This is a genomic window from Bradyrhizobium ottawaense (genome assembly GCF_900099825.1).
In the GTDB taxonomy this organism is placed as follows: Bacteria; Pseudomonadota; Alphaproteobacteria; order Rhizobiales; family Xanthobacteraceae; genus Bradyrhizobium; species Bradyrhizobium ottawaense_A.
Window position 1 is genome coordinate 268,007 of the sequence record NZ_LT629693.1, and the last position, 14,284, is coordinate 282,290.

General features: G+C 62.4%; 16 protein-coding genes and 1 tRNA gene. 7 read left to right on the forward strand and 10 right to left on the reverse strand.

Annotation, left to right across the window (positions count from 1 at the left end; translation table 11 throughout):
• Window positions 1-358 precede the first annotated feature (358 nt).
• The 3 genes from BLR13_RS01355 to BLR13_RS01365 all read left to right on the forward strand — a co-directional run bounded on the left by BLR13_RS01355 (window position 359) and on the right by BLR13_RS01365 (window position 2,370).
• Entirely contained in the window at window positions 359-1,570 is a 1,212-nt protein-coding gene (locus BLR13_RS01355) for an ABC transporter substrate-binding protein (RefSeq protein WP_074828438.1), read from the forward strand.
• Between the two features lie 200 nt (window positions 1,571-1,770).
• The gene (locus tag BLR13_RS01360; protein ID WP_244525047.1) at window positions 1,771-2,037 is read left to right on the forward strand and encodes a hypothetical protein; all 267 of its coding nucleotides are present in this window, start codon (window positions 1,771-1,773) and stop codon (window positions 2,035-2,037) included.
• A gap of 141 nt (window positions 2,038-2,178) precedes the next feature.
• Entirely contained in the window at window positions 2,179-2,370 is a 192-nt protein-coding gene (locus tag BLR13_RS01365; protein WP_074828435.1) for a hypothetical protein, read from the forward strand.
• A gap of 68 nt (window positions 2,371-2,438) precedes the next feature.
• Here BLR13_RS01365 and BLR13_RS01370 read toward each other — a convergent pair.
• Window positions 2,439-2,514 (reverse strand) — tRNA-Trp (locus tag BLR13_RS01370).
• Between the two features lie 162 nt (window positions 2,515-2,676).
• Here BLR13_RS01370 and BLR13_RS01375 point away from each other — a divergent pair.
• Window positions 2,677-3,900: a serine hydrolase domain-containing protein gene (locus BLR13_RS01375; RefSeq protein ID WP_074828431.1), complete on the forward strand. Its 1,224-nt coding sequence runs from the start codon at window positions 2,677-2,679 to the stop codon at window positions 3,898-3,900.
• Between the two features lie 126 nt (window positions 3,901-4,026).
• Here the strand turns inward: BLR13_RS01375 and BLR13_RS01380 are convergent, their stop codons facing one another.
• Both BLR13_RS01380 and BLR13_RS01385 read right to left on the reverse strand, forming a co-directional pair.
• Window positions 4,027-4,794 carry an SDR family NAD(P)-dependent oxidoreductase gene (locus BLR13_RS01380; RefSeq protein ID WP_074828428.1) on the reverse strand — a complete coding sequence of 256 codons (768 nt, stop codon included), beginning with the start codon at window positions 4,792-4,794 and terminating at the stop codon, window positions 4,027-4,029.
• 118 nt (window positions 4,795-4,912) lie between these two features.
• Entirely contained in the window at window positions 4,913-5,635 is a 723-nt protein-coding gene (locus BLR13_RS01385; protein WP_074828425.1) for a histidine phosphatase family protein, read from the reverse strand.
• A gap of 138 nt (window positions 5,636-5,773) precedes the next feature.
• Between BLR13_RS01385 and BLR13_RS01390 the strand changes: the two genes are divergently transcribed.
• Window positions 5,774-6,559: an SDR family NAD(P)-dependent oxidoreductase gene (locus tag BLR13_RS01390; protein WP_074828420.1), complete on the forward strand. Its 786-nt coding sequence runs from the start codon at window positions 5,774-5,776 to the stop codon at window positions 6,557-6,559.
• A gap of 994 nt (window positions 6,560-7,553) precedes the next feature.
• Here the strand turns inward: BLR13_RS01390 and BLR13_RS01400 are convergent.
• The gene (locus BLR13_RS01400) at window positions 7,554-7,874 is read right to left on the reverse strand and encodes a DUF3303 domain-containing protein (RefSeq protein WP_074828414.1); all 321 of its coding nucleotides are present in this window, start codon (window positions 7,872-7,874) and stop codon (window positions 7,554-7,556) included.
• A gap of 75 nt (window positions 7,875-7,949) precedes the next feature.
• Entirely contained in the window at window positions 7,950-8,339 is a 390-nt protein-coding gene (locus BLR13_RS01405) for a DUF1330 domain-containing protein (RefSeq protein ID WP_079586937.1), read from the reverse strand.
• A 375-nt stretch (window positions 8,340-8,714) separates the two neighbouring features.
• Here BLR13_RS01405 and BLR13_RS39815 point away from each other — a divergent pair, with 375 nt between their 5' ends.
• Window positions 8,715-8,924: a hypothetical protein gene (locus tag BLR13_RS39815; RefSeq protein ID WP_172805568.1), complete on the forward strand. Its 210-nt coding sequence runs from the start codon at window positions 8,715-8,717 to the stop codon at window positions 8,922-8,924.
• A 194-nt stretch (window positions 8,925-9,118) separates the two neighbouring features.
• Here BLR13_RS39815 and BLR13_RS01410 read toward each other — a convergent pair whose 3' ends face one another.
• The 3 genes from BLR13_RS01410 to BLR13_RS01420 all read right to left on the reverse strand — a co-directional run bounded on the left by BLR13_RS01410 (window position 9,119) and on the right by BLR13_RS01420 (window position 12,529).
• Window positions 9,119-10,030, reverse strand: coding sequence for a DMT family transporter (locus tag BLR13_RS01410; protein WP_074828409.1), 912 nt, complete (start codon window positions 10,028-10,030; stop codon window positions 9,119-9,121).
• Between the two features lie 164 nt (window positions 10,031-10,194).
• Window positions 10,195-11,253: a phosphotransferase family protein gene (locus tag BLR13_RS01415; RefSeq protein WP_074828404.1), complete on the reverse strand. Its 1,059-nt coding sequence runs from the start codon at window positions 11,251-11,253 to the stop codon at window positions 10,195-10,197.
• Window positions 11,254-11,305: 52 nt separating this feature from the next.
• Window positions 11,306-12,529 carry an acyl-CoA dehydrogenase family protein gene (locus BLR13_RS01420; RefSeq protein ID WP_074828402.1) on the reverse strand — a complete coding sequence of 408 codons (1,224 nt, stop codon included), beginning with the start codon at window positions 12,527-12,529 and terminating at the stop codon, window positions 11,306-11,308.
• A gap of 216 nt (window positions 12,530-12,745) precedes the next feature.
• On the opposite strand from BLR13_RS01420, the gene BLR13_RS01425 reads away from it, so the two are divergent.
• Window positions 12,746-13,411 carry a TetR/AcrR family transcriptional regulator gene (locus tag BLR13_RS01425; protein ID WP_074828400.1) on the forward strand — a complete coding sequence of 222 codons (666 nt, stop codon included), beginning with the start codon at window positions 12,746-12,748 and terminating at the stop codon, window positions 13,409-13,411.
• Window positions 13,412-13,585: 174 nt separating this feature from the next.
• Here the strand turns inward: BLR13_RS01425 and BLR13_RS01430 are convergent, their stop codons facing one another.
• On the reverse strand, window positions 13,586-14,005 hold the full coding sequence (locus tag BLR13_RS01430; RefSeq protein ID WP_074828398.1) for a GFA family protein: 420 nt from the start codon (window positions 14,003-14,005) through the stop codon (window positions 13,586-13,588).
• Window positions 13,998-14,261, reverse strand: coding sequence for a hypothetical protein (locus BLR13_RS01435; protein ID WP_074832138.1), 264 nt, complete (start codon window positions 14,259-14,261; stop codon window positions 13,998-14,000). Before BLR13_RS01435 ends, BLR13_RS01430 begins: the two co-directional genes overlap by 8 nt.
• Window positions 14,262-14,284: the final 23 nt, after the last annotated feature.

Here is a 14,284-nt window from a genome sequence, read left to right on the forward strand (position 1 = left end):
AATCCGCGTCCCAAGGAGACGATGTTTGATTTAAGTGAATCCGAACAGCCCTCTAGCGCCCAGCCCTCTCTCGAAGGATGAGCCGCACAGCGGGCTCGATTGTTCGGGGGAATTTTAAAGCCGCGCCGGATATCCGTTTTAACGGGCCGGCAGCAGGTGGCGGGTATCTACTGCCAGTCGGGCAAAAGGTCAAGGTCCCGGGGCGCCGCATCGCAACGCCGCCCCAAAGGATATCAACGCCTTAGAGCGGAAGCCGGACACACGCCTGTCGCCTCGGATGGCGCCTTCGGGCCACTTGCGGCAGGTATCGCGCGCGGTCATTCTCTCCGAATAACCACAAAAACACTGGGGAGCGACCATGAATATCGCCAAGAAACTGGCAACCTTTGCGGCCATCGGCCTTTACGCCGCCCTGACCCCGCCGGCCACGGCCCAGCAACCCGCCCCGCTCAAGATCGGCCTGCTCGGCGATTTCTCGTCGGTCTATGCGGACATCGGCGGTCCCGGCAATGTCGAAGCCACCAAGATGGCGATCGAGGAATTCGGCGGCACCATGTTCGGCAAGCCGATCGAGCTGATCACCGCCGACCCGCAGAACAAGGCCGATGTCGCAGCCTCCTTGGCCCGCAAATGGTACGAGAACGAAGCCGTCGACATGATCATCGACATGCCGACATCGGCGACCGCGCTGGCCGGCATGGAGATGTCGAAGCAGTTCGAGAAGATCATGATCGTCACCGACACCGCCAGTTCCGATATCACCGGAAAATCCTGCTCGCCCTATACCGCGCACTGGACCTACGACACCTACGCCAACGCCCACACCGTCGGCAGCGCCATCGTCAAGAACGGCGGCGATAGCTGGTTCTTCATCACCGCCGACTACCTGTTCGGCCATTCGATCGAACGCGACACCGGCGACGTGGTCCGCGCTGCCGGCGGCAAGGTGCTCGGCAGCGCCCGCGCCCCGCTCAACACCGCGGATTTCTCGTCGTTCCTGCTGCAGGCGCAGGCCTCGAAGGCAAAAATCATCGGCCTCGCCAATGGCGGCTCCGACACCATCAACACCATCAAGCAGGCTTCCGAATTCGGCATCGCGGCCGGCGGCCAGAACCTCGCCGGGATCGTGATGTTCATCTCCGACATTCACAGCCTCGGCCTCAAGCTGGCGCAGGGCCTGATCATTACCGAGGCGTATTATTGGGACCTCAACGACCGCACCCGCGCGTTCGGCAAACGCTTCTTCGAACGCATGAAGCGGATGCCGACGATGAACCAGGCCGCCACCTACAGCGCCACGCTGCACTATCTCAACGCCGTCAAGGCGGCCGGCACCAGGGACACCAAGCCGGTACTCGCGAAGATGCGGTCAACACCGGTTCGCGACGCCTTCACCGACAACGGCGTGCTCCGCGAGGACGGGCGCATGGTCCACAGCATGTTCCTGCTCGAGGTCAAGAAGCCGGAAGAACCCAAGGCGCCGTGGGATTACTACAAGGTGCTGGCGGAAGTGCCCGGCGATCAGGCCTTTCGGCCGATGAAGGACGGCGGCTGCCCGCTGGTGAAATAGCGGCGCGTCGATTCGGACGGTTGCAGCCTAATTTCGAGGCAACCGTCCGATCCTTTGCGGTTTCCATCGCTGTGGAACCGCCAATTTGTTGACGCAGATTTATCGCCTGCTCCGCGGCCGGGGATCCCCGCAACGGAGCAGGAATCATAATGGCGTCGTGTCGAATTTGCCGCGGGCTGGCTGCGGCTGCATTTTTCCTCGTGACCCCCATTGCCTCTTTCGCCCAGGAGAATCAGGGAACCCCCGAACAGCGTGAAGCCTGCACACCGGACGCCATGCGGCTCTGCGGCGCCTATCTGTTCGATCCAAGGAGCGTCGAGGCCTGCCTTCGGGCCAGCGGGCCGCGGTTGAGCCAACCCTGCTACGACGTGTTCTTCCCGCCGCAGCAAGCCGCCGCGCCCCCGCCTCCGCCGCCGAGGGGCGCGCGCAAGCGCATGCCACCGCCGCCACAGGAAGACGAGGATTAGGACGTAACGCGCCGGTCCCGATGCGAACCCAATTGGTTAATGCCGGGTAACGCCTCGCTTCAAATCCGAACGAGCGCGCACGCGCGTTCTTAAAAATTTGCCGGCACGCTGCGCATTCCATTTACGGGACATGAGACGATCATGGCGCTCAGCCAAACCCAGCCTGCTCAGGAAGCATCCCCGGCCGATACCGTCTGGACCGTTCTCGACGCGGCGAACGACCTCGGCGACACCCTCACGGTCGATGCCTGCCGGCGGGTGATCGACGCTACCCTGCGCGGTCACGAGGCCTCGGCATCCGACATGGCGGTCGTGGCGGCGTTCTTCAGCTAGTGTCGTAACGGGGCTAACGATCGGGTTATGAAATCAGGCCAAGCCTTTGATTAACCCGTGAATTTAATTGGCAGGGGCGGCAGGGCTCGAACCTGCGACAACCGGTTTTGGAGACCGGTACTCTACCAACTGAGCTACACCCCTACAGTGAACCGGAATCTATCCCAAGTTCGCGCCGTTTCAAGCATAGGCCATGCCCCGATTGCAAGGGTGAAGCGCAGCCGCCGGCATCAAGACCCCCTATCCAAGCCCCGGCTTCTGCGTCAATTTCCTCTCCCATAAGCAACAAGAGCAACGGGAGAGACCATGAACGCCCAGACCGCCGCCCGGCCAACATCCGCCCCGCAGACCCCCTCCCTCCCGCAGGCCAAGCCGGAAGCGATCGGGCTTTCGAGCAAGCGACTTCAACTGATGTCGGACGCCTTCAAGCGCGAAGTCGACAAGGGAACCCTGCCCGGTGCGACGGTGATGGTGGCCCGCCGCGGCCAGATCGGCTGGTTCGATGCGATCGGCCGGCAGAATCCTGCGGCCTCTGCGCCGATGGCGCATGACAGCCTGTTCCGCATCTTCTCGATGACCAAGCCGATCGTCTCGATCGGCATCATGATGCTGGTCGAGGACGGCCACTTCATCCTGGGCGACCCCGTCGCGAAATTCATTCCGGAGTTTGCCGACCAGAAGGTCGGCATCGAGAACAACGGCAAGCTCGACCTCGTGCCGGTGAAGCGGCAGATGACGGTGCAGGACCTGCTGCGGCATACTTCGGGCCTGACCTACGACCACACCGGCAATGGTCTGGTCCAGCAACTCTACCAGCAGTCGCGGCTGCGCAGCCGCAAGATCAGCAACGCCGAGCACGCCACCATCATCGCCGGCATGCCGCTGATCTGCCAGCCTGGCGAGGGATGGAACTACAGCCGCTCGACCGACGTCCTCGGCCGCATCATCGAGGTCGTCTCCGGCAAGTCGCTCGGCGCGTTCCTGACCGAGCGCATCCTGGCGCCGCTGCAGATGGCCGAGACCGCGTTCCACACGCCTGAGGCCAATGCCGGACGTCTCGCCGAACCGTTCCCGACCGATCCCTGGACCGGCGAGAAGGTGCAGCTCTTCAACATGCTGGAGAAGCCGGTGATGGAATCCGGCGGCGGCGGGCTGGTCTCGACCACGATGGACTATGCGCGGTTCAGCCAGATGCTGCTCAATGGCGGCTCGCTCGACGGCATCAGGATCGTCGGCCGCAAGACGCTGGAACTGATGGCGTCGGACCATCTCGGCCCCCACGTCAAGGTCGACTCGCCGTTGATGCCGGCCGGTCACGGCTTTGGCCTCGGCTTCGCGGTTCGGACCCACGACGGCATGGCGCCGTTCTCGGGATCGCGCGGTCAGTTCTTCTGGAGCGGGATGGCCGGAACGTTCTTCTTCATCGATCCCGCCGAGGAGCTGTTTTGCGTGTTCATGATGCAGGGCCCGGGCCAGCGCGAATATCTCCGCGCGGTGCTGCGGGATCTGGTCTACGCGGCGGTGGAGTGAGGTCTCGTGCCCCGGATGCGACGCAGCGGTGCGTTGCTAGGCCGGGGCCGCGGCGCGGTTTGACGATCATGGGTCCCGGCTCTGCGGAGCGGCACTTCGCGCCGCACCGCGTCCGGGACACGCGCCTCAGCTAATCGTAGCCCCGCCGTCAATCACGATGGTCTGGCCGGTCATGAAGTCACCGGCCTTCGATCCCATCAACACCGCAGCACCCGCGATCTCGTCGGGAACGCCGATGCGCAGCAGCGGCGAGCGCGCGGTCGACGCCTTCAGGGTATCGGGATTGTCCCACAGGGCTTTTGCGAAGTCGGTCTTGATCAGGCCGGGCGCGATGCAGTTCACGCGGATGTTGTGCTTGCCGTATTCGCAGGCGAGGTTGCGGGCGAGCTGCATGTCGGCCGCTTTCGAAATCGCATAGGCGCCGAGCACGGTCGAGCCCTTGAGGCCGCCGATCGATGACACGATCACGATCGAGCCGTCCTTGCGCTCGATCATGTCAGGCACCACCATGCTGATGAGCCAGTTGTTGGCGACGATGTTGTTGTCCAAAATCTTGCGGAACTGATCGTCCGAAATGCCGCCGAGCGGACCGTAATACGGATTCGACGCGGCGTTGCACACCAGCACATCGATCTTGCCGAAGGCGCGCTTGGATTCGTTGACGAGGTTTTGCAGGTTTTCCTTGCTGGAAATATTGGCCGCGATCGCGACCGCCGTGCCCTTGCCGAACTTGTCGTTGATCTCCTTGGTCACCTGGTCGCAGACGTCCTGCTTGCGCGAGGACACCACGACCTTGGCGCCGTGCTCGGCCATCCGTTCGGCGATGGCGCGGCCGATGCCGCGCGTCGAGCCGGTGATGACGGCAACTTTCCCCGACATATCGAACAAGGTCATGTCTCTCTCCCAGATGTTGATCCAGCTCTGCGCCGGTTTTGGTTTTTCGCTTTTTAAATAAGCAGTCTTTGCGAGCTAAGCAGCCTTTGCGGCCTTCGACAACCGCAGCCCGCCGAACTCACGCGAGCTTGGTGGGCGCAATCTCCGGTCCCGCCGGCTGATGCATGGCGTTGTGCGAGGCGTCCGCGATCCACGGCTGCTGGTTGACCATCGGCAGCCGCCAGCCGTCGTGGCCGGCGCTTGAAATATGATCGAGCCGCGTCACCGAACAATTGTCGATGTCGAACACCAGACCCTTTTCCGGCTGGCCGCCGAGCGCAAGACCGACTGCGGCCTTGATCGTACCACCATGCGCGACGGCGATGACGTCCCTGCCCGCCTGTTCGGCATTGATGCGCACGATCGCGCCGCAGACGCGGTTATAGAGGTCCATGAAACTCTCGCCGCCCGGCGCCGGCTCGTCGATTGCGGCAAACCAGTGGCTGCCGACCGGACGGCTGGCCAGGAACGCGGCGCGGTTCATGCCCTGCCATTCGCCGAGATGCTGCTCGGCGAAGTCTTTCACATGCGGCATCGCCGAAGGCTTGGGAAAACCGGCGGCCCAGATCGCGTCGGCGGTCTGATGCGTGCGCTTCAGCGTGCTTGCATACCAGACCGCGTTGCGCGGCAGGATTTTCCCGACCGCGTCGAACACCACGCGATCGCTGGTGTCGCAACCGAGATCCTTCTGGCCGTAGATGCAGCCATTGTCCTCGCGAACCGGCGCGTGGCGCACCCACCACCACCGCGTCGTGACCACGCCCGCTTTCGGAGCTGCAACTGATTTGTCGGTATTGGACATCGCCAAGGCCCTTCAATACTGTTCGCTGTCGCTGTACGTCAGAGCAGTCAACGTCTCAAGTGACTTCATCGTTTGAAATCTTGTTTGAATTCCGCATGGCGGAAGCTCCGACAACCATAAACTGACAGGGAGAGATTCATGGGCCGCCTCGAAGGCAAATCCGTCATCATCACCGGTGCTGGCAGCGGCATCGGGCGCGCGGCCTCGGTGTTGTTCGCCAGGGAAGGCGCCAAGCTTGTTATCGTCGATCGCGCCGAAGGCGTGAAGGAAACCGCCAAGCTGGTCGGCGATGCCGGCGGCACCGTCGAGGCCGTGATGGCGGATGCGGGCTCGGAAGCCGACGTGAAGGCCTTCATCGACAAGGCGGTCGCCAAATATGGAAGGCTCGATGCGATCTGGGCCAATGCCGGCGTCTCCGGCGGGCTGGTGCCGATCCCCGACCAGACCGTCGAACACTGGCAGGAAGTGCTGCGCATCAATTTGATCGGACCGTTCCTCGCGATCAAGCATTCGATGCCGCACATGATCAAGCAGAAGTCCGGTTCGATCGTCTGCACCGCGTCGGTCGCGGGCCTCAAGGCCGGCGCCAGCGGACATCCCTACGGCGCTAGCAAGGCTGGCGTCATCAGCCTGGTGCAGACCACCGCCTATTCGCTGTCCGGCACCGGCGTACGCATCAACGCGGTCTGCCCCGGCCTGATCGAGACAGGCATGACCAAGCCGGTGTTCGACCGCGCCAAGGAGCGCGGCACCCAGGACAAGATCGGCCAGCTCAATCCGCTGAAGCGTCCCGGCCAGCCGCATGAGCTCGCAGCGATGGGCCTGTTCCTGGCGAGCGACGACGCGTCTTACGTCAACGGCCAGGCGATCCCGGTCGACGGCGGCCTCACCGCGTCGATGCCGTATGCGGGGAAGCCGATTTGATCGGAACGATCCCTGCTCTATCAACCGTCGTCCCGGCCTTGAGCCGGGACCCATAACCACTGATGTCAGTTGCTGAACGAAGTCGTCGACCATCTCGCTAAATATTCTCTGTCACGGCGTATGGGTCCCGGCGTTCGCCGGGACGACGACTGAATATGCGTCCACCTTCTCGCGGCGCGATGCGCCCGAGGTTTTGCATTTCGTTTGCCCTCGAAATCAGAGGGCGCGGGGAGGACCGGGTGCGCGCTGCACCCGCGGTCTCGCGTGCGATGCGTATCAAAAAATGCTGCACACGAGCATACAGGTTCAGCGGAGAACACCCGGCCTTCCCTGCGCAATGGCTTTACGGCTTATACGTGATCGTCCTGGTGACCGGCTTTCTTGCCACCATCGTCAACGTAGGCTTTCGCTTCCGTCAACTTGACGCCAGCACCGGGGCGTCGGACCACGATTTCACCGTACGCAACGGCAGCGTTCGTCCTCGCCGCCATCGCGTCCACCGCTCCCTGCCCCTCGTTTGCGACGATGGCCAACGCCCCTCTGGTGGGACAGGATGCGCGGAGTTAAACGTCTGATTTGCCCGACGGGGCAACGAAATTATTTTTGCGCGAAGGGCTGGACAGACTTTTGGTGATTTGCCCGTCGGGTTACTTTGTCGCAGCCGTTGCACGAAGATTGCGCTTGCGGGGAAGCGAAGCAGCAGCCGTGAACCAAAATGCCGGCAGACGGCGCGCCAGAGTCCGCTATGGCCCGAGAGCGACCAACTTCGGCAGCGCAGCGAATTGACGCGAAGTGCCAATTTCGGAAGTCGTCGAAATCATTGGAATCACTTCGTGGGGCAAGGGCGAGCAGCAATCTTGAAACACCGAGGCCGAGGTCTCGGCGCGCCCACCATGCATTCCGATATTGGTTGCGCAGAAAGGCCGCCTCGCGGCGGCCTCTCTCATTCAAATAAATGCGATGAGCCGGTCGCTTCGGTCTTACAGCAGATCGATCAGCTTTTCGAAGCGCTCTTCGCCCAAGCAAGGGACGCCGCAGCTATCGGAACCACCTCGCCGACATCGACCACGGGAACGACATTGACGTCGTTCCAAAAGTTGTACTTTGAGACGAACGTGACGATGACCTTGGGGTCGCTGGCCTCGGCCAGCACGTAACCGCCGTTACCGGCCAGGTTCGAGACGAACGCGTGGACCGTCAAACCGTCTTCCGGTTTCCATTTGCCGAACGCGGTCAGGAGAGCTTCCGAGCCCGCAAAACCTTCGTCGTGGGTGAGTCCGGTTGAGCGGATGGTGTATTCAATCATGTACTTCATGAAGTCCCTCCTCTCTTAAAGAAATGAACCAATGACTTGAGCCGCGTTGGATGGGGCGCTGCGCGCCGCAAAGCGCTACTTTTCGGCTTCGACGATGTACCGCCGTATTACCTTAACTGCCTTGTCACGCTGGGGTGCAAGGTCCGCCCAGGCTTTCGACTTGTAGAATGCCACTCCGTCATCCAGGCTGTCCCATTCGACGATGGCCGCACTCTTGGGAGGCGACCCACCCTCTATTTGAACAACCCGTCCGGCTGCGGTGCGTAAAGCCCGGCCATGGGCTGCTTCTATCAACTTCCGGGCGGTAGGGAGGTATGCTGCTTGGGCTGCAGCGTCGAGGATGTCAGATTCGCTGATCGAGTAAGCTTTGAGCTTAGCTCCTTGAGCGTGGAGGCCCTGGACCGCGATAGCTCCAGTTGCGACGCCAGCGAGCATTACCATTGCGAGTTTAAAATTGGATCTCATGGCAGTCCCTCCGATTGTGGCGTTTCAATTCAGATGATGGTTCCCTCTCATATTCGGGCACACGTTGCCCTGGTCGTGAGTCACAATGGCAAAGCGAAGGTTCAAGGTCAGGCGCGCTGATGCGTCAAAAAGCTGGCGGTGTAGCGGCGCCAGACCTAAAATCACGCAGTCGGTGCCAGCCACCGCGCGGGCCCGTCCTGCCTCAGATAGCGCGGATGTCGCTGCCATTGTGGAGCCCCCGCTGCCCGGCCATGATGCATCTTCAGGGTACGGTGTCTGCCCGAAGAAGTTCATTTTGAGATAGTGAAGCCACTCACATTTGTCTGCTTTTGGAGGGGGTAACATTAGCTCAGCTTCTTACTTCCAAGGAGGCGCATGATGCTAACCGCGATCAACAACCGAAACCCCGAACATAACACCCGCGACTGGATGGTGACGCTTTTGGGTTGTGTCGGCTTTCCAGCATTGAATGTGTTGCGAAGGACGCGCGGAGAAAGCGAACCGAAGCCACTCTGGAAACAATTCGACGATACACATCATTGGGATTCAACCGCCGAGGAATGGGTCCCCAACGATCCGACATGATCGCCTTGTTCGAAGGCGGATGAACGCGGGTCGAAGGCGGTCGAGACCAGCGCAATGCATGCTCGAAAGCGTGATGACCGTTGGGCCGCCAAAAGCGGAAGTAAATTCAAGGACGCTCGCGGCCTCGTCCCTCGTTTGCTGTCCTGCCTCTCCAGCCCGATCCATGCCTGACATCGACGGCGCTCGGATGCGGCTCACAACCCGTCCGGCGGCAGGCCGGAGGCGCTGGCCGCCACCTCGCGGTGGCGGATGCGCTCGCGGTAGAAGGCGTAGAGGCCGGACAGCACGATGATCGTAGCGCCCGTCGCCATCATGGTGTCGGGCACGTCGCCGAACACGAGATAGCCGAGCAGCAAGGCCCATAGCAGCGCGGTGTAGCGAAATGGCGCGATCGCCGAGATATCGCCCGATCGCAGCGCCATGATGACGCATTGATAGCCGACCAGCACCAGCACGGCGGCGAGCGCCAGCAAGCCGACCGAGTGCGTCGAAGGCTGTGTCCAGCCGCCGAGCGGAACCAGAATGACGGCGCCCGCGGTCGTCACCGTCACCGTCGTCAACAGCGTGATGACCAGCGAAGGAATGTGCGAAGGTATCCGCTTGGTCGCGAGATCGCGCACCGAACAGAACAGCACCGACACCAGCGCCAACAGCGTGAACTGGTTGAAGCCGGCGACGCCAGGCCGCACGATGATGAGCACGCCGATGAAGCCGGCCGCGATCGCCGACCAGCGCCGCCAGCCGACCGGCTCGCCGAACGCGACCGCAGCGCCGAGCGTGATGGTCAGCGGCAACGCCTGCAGGATCGCGGAGGTGTTGGCGAGCGGCAGATGCGTGATCGCCGCCAGGAACGATACGGTGCCGCCGACCTCGCCGACGATGCGCAAGGCGACCGGCTTCACGAACAATGTCCGCAGCGGACGTATCGCGCGCTGATGGACGGCGAGCGCGCCGATCAGCACGATCGCGAACAGGCCGCGCACCAGCATCACCTGGCCGAAATTCATCTCCGACGACATCAGCTTGGTGATGGAGTCGTTCATCGTGAAGCCGGCCATGGCAACGGCCATGAGCAGGCTTCCGCGAAGATTCGGAGAGAGCGGCAATTCAGCTTCCGGTGGATCGCAGGGTGGGCAAAGCGACAGCGTGCCCACCCTTGACAGCAACGATCGGGAGAGATGGCGGGCACGGCGCGAAGAGCGCCTTTGCCCACCCTGCGATTATGGCGCGGCGTCGCGCGCCGTATCGCGTCCGAGGCACGCGTTTGGGCTCAGGTCGCGCCGGCCTTCTGCGCGTATTTCCAGGCGTCCTTTGACAGCGGTACGGTGCGTGCCGCCGACTCCAGTGCCTTGGCGTTGGCCGCGGTGCCGTCGCGAACGCGACCCGCAATGCCCTGCGTGATGCCGGCGAGCCGGAACAGGTTGTAGGAAAAATACCAGTTCAGGTCCGGCACGGCGCTGCCGGTGACGTTGCAGTAGATTGCAGCCGCCTCTTCGAGGCTCGGAATGTTGAGCGCCTTGAGATCGGAATTGGCCAGACCCGGCATGGTCCACTGCATCAGCAGATAGGTGAAGTCGGCCATGGGATCGCCGAGCGTCGACAGTTCCCAGTCCAGCACCGCCTGCACGCGCGGTTCCGTGGCGTGGAAAATCATGTTGTCGAGGCGATAGTCGCCGTGGACCACCGAGGCGCGCGCCTGCGCCGGCACGGTCTTCGGCAGCCACTCGGCGAGTTTTTCGAATTCCGGAATGTGCTGGGTCTCGGAGGCGCGGTATTGCTTGGTCCAGCGATCGACCTGGCGCGCGAAATAGTTGCCGGGCTTGCCGAAATCGCCGAGCCCGATTTTCTCGGGATCATAGACGTGGAGTTTCGCCAGCGTCTCGATCTTGCTGGTGAAGATCTTGCGGCGATTTTCCGGCGTCTGGCTCGGCAGCGACGGATCCCAGAACACCCGGCCCTCTTCCATCGACATGATGTAGAAGGCGGCGCCGATCACGCCGTCGTCGGTGCACAGCGCATAGGCCTTGGCGACCGGGAAACCCTGCTTGCCGAGGGCCGCGATGACGCGGAACTCGCGGTCGACCGCATGCGCGGACGGCAGCAGTTTGCCGAACGGCTTGCGGCGCATCACATAGGAACGGGTGGGTGTTTCGATCTTGTAGGTCGGATTGGACTGGCCGCCCTTGAACTGCAGGACGGTCGGCGGTCCCTGATAGCCTTCGACATTTTCCTTCATCCAAGCGTCGAGGTGCTTTTCATCGATGCGATGACGCTCCTCGACTTCCTTGGTGCCTGAAAACTCTTCGTCTTTCCTGACGCCGTCGGCCACGATGACGCTCCCTTAAAATTTCTTCTTAGAGAGCGCCATCATAGCGCTCCCGTCAGTTTGCATACTTCCGAAGTTCAAGTCTGGCAATGGCGCGATTGTGCACCTCGTCCGGACCGTCAGCCAGGCGGAGCGTGCGGATATGGGCATAATCCTTCGCCAGGCCGGCCTCGTCGGAAACGCCGCCGCCGCCATAGGCCTGGATCGCGTTGTCGATGATCTTCAGCGCCATATTGGGGGCCGTGACCTTGATCATGGCGATCTCGGCCTGCGCGGTCTTGTTGCCGACCTTGTCCATCATGTCGGCGGCCTTGAGGCACAGCAGGCGGTTCATCTCGATATCGGCGCGCGCTTCGCCGATGCGCTGGTCCCAGATCGAATGCTCGATGATCTTCTTGCCGAAGGCGGTACGCGACGCCAGCCGCCTGACCATCTTCTCCAGCGCCTCCTCGGCCTTGCCGATGGTGCGCATGCAGTGATGGATGCGGCCCGGACCGAGGCGGCCCTGTGCGATCTCGAAGCCACGGCCCTCACCGAGAAGGATATTCTCCTTGGGAACGCGGACGTTCTCGAGCAGCACCTGGGCATGGCCGTGCGGCGCGTCGTCGTAGCCGAACACCGGCAGCATCTTTTCGACCTTGATGCCGGGCGTGTCGAGCGGAACCAGGATCTGCGACTGCTGCTGATGCTTCGCGGCCTTCGGATCGGTCTTGCCCATCAGGATCGCGATCTTGCAGCGGGGATCGCCGACGCCCGACGACCACCATTTGCGGCCGTTGATGACGTAATGGTCGCCGTCCTTCTCGATCCGCGTCTCGATATTGGTCGCGTCCGACGAAGCCACGGCAGGTTCCGTCATCAGGAAGGCGGAGCGGATCTCGCCGTCCATCAGCGGACGCAGCCATTTCTTCTTCTGCTCCTTGGAGCCGTAGCGGATGAATACTTCCATGTTGCCGGTATCGGGTGCGGAGCAGTTGAAGACCTCCGATGCCCAGGAGATGCGACCCATCTCCTCCGACAGCAGCGCATATTCGAGGTTGGTCAATCCCGCGCCGTGGAATTCGTCGTCCTCGTGCGAGGACGGCGGCATGAACATGTTCCAGAGGCCTTCGGCCTTTGCCTTCTTTTTCAGCTCTTCGAGGATCGGGATCACCTTCCAGCGCGGCCCCTCTGCATCCTGCTTGTCGTAGATCGGCACCGCGGGACGGACGTGCGTCTTCATGAACGCCTGCACGCGCTCGAGCCATTCTTTCTGGCGGTCTGACATATTGAAGTCCATGGGACGCTCCTCACCTTCGGCTTCTGAATTGTTGGGCCGCACTGTCCGCCCGCCGCGCAGGCCCGGCAAGATGTTTTGCGGGTTCGCGGCTGACAGGCCGTCACGGGTTGAGCCGGAAACGCGGCACGCTCGCAAACGTGCATTGACTTTTCCGGCCCTTCAAACGATAGTTTCATACACACGTTTGAAATGCAACTCCCCAAACGGGGGCCAGATATGCCGAGCGATCAAACCCGATCCGCCATCCTCGCCGCCGCCGAACGGCTCTATGCCGACCGCGGCTTCGGCGACGTGACGCTGCGCGACATTGTTGCCGAAGCGAACGTCAACCTCGCGGCGGTGAATTATCATTTCGGCTCCAAGGACGAACTGATCGCCGAACTGTTCGTCACCCGCAGCCTTGCCACCAACCGCGAGCGACTGAACGAGTTGAAGGCCGCCGAGGAAAACGGCGGCGGCCGCGCGCCGATCGACCAGATCTTTCGCGCGCTGGTCGGGCCGACCTTACGCGGCTGCCTCGGTCCCGACCGCGAAGGCTCGACCGCGGCGCGGTTCATGATCCGCGCCTCGATCGAATCGGTGCCGCCGATCCGCCGCATCAAGAACCGCGAGGTCGATCATTTGCGGAAATTCATCGCCGCGATGCGCCGCGCGATGCCCGGCCGCGACGACGTCGACCTCTACTGGGGCCTGAATTTCGCGCTGGCGATGTCGCACCACACCATCCGCGAAAAAGAGCGGCTGACCAAACTGTCGGAGGGGCAATGCGACCTCAACGACGTCGCCGGGATTATCGACCGCGTGGTTTCGGTCTCGGTGATGGCGCTGGCGGCAAGCGAGACGCCGGCGAAGAAGGCGGCGGGGAAAGTGGCAGCGCGGTAGGTTCTGTCGTCCCGGCCTTGAGCCGGGACCCATAACCACAAATGTCGGTTGTTGAAAAAAGCCGTCGACCATCCAGCTAGACAATCTCGGCCGCGGCGTATGGGTCCCGGCTCAAGGCCGGGACGACGCAAGTTTATTTGCCCGTCGGGCCATTTCGCTCAGATCTCTTCCGGATCATGCCGCAGGCGGCATCTTGTCGAATTTTGGCAAGCCCGGATCGATGTGGTCCCAGGCGTCGCCGCGCCCGGCGTACGTCACCACCTGCGGCCGGTATCGGGTGGGATCGTCGAGGCTGGCGGCATGCACGGTGAAAATATCGGGCATGGCCGCAAACGTCAGATAGACCGGCGACCCGCAGGTCGGGCAGAAGGCGTGCGTCTTGACGTTGCCGCTGTCGCCGACGATGTCCCACTGTTTCGCGTCGCCGCTGAGTTTCACATCGTCGCGCGGCGCGAAGGTCAGATAGGATCCGTGCCCGGTGCCGCTGTTGCGCTGGCAATCGCGGCACTGGCAGTGATTCATGAAAACAGGTTCGGAAGGAATGGCATAACGGATCGCGCCGCAGGCGCAGCCGCCGGTATAGGCTTTACTCATGTATCGTTCCCTTCGAGAAATTTCGCAAAGCCTTCGCCATCAGCCGCAGCCAGGGCGCCGAGTGAAAGGCGCTCATCAGCAAATACATCGGGATCATGCCGCCCAGCGACGACGCGCCCGCGGCCGAACACAAAACATCGGGCGCGCCACCACCGGGCATCGCCGTCAGCAGCGCCATGGCGGCGAAGGTCGGCGCGGCCGCCAGCGACAGCCAGCGGTCCGCGCTTGCTTTGGGCCATTGCCGGCGCGGACCCATATCAGTCACGTCCTGCTGAAGAC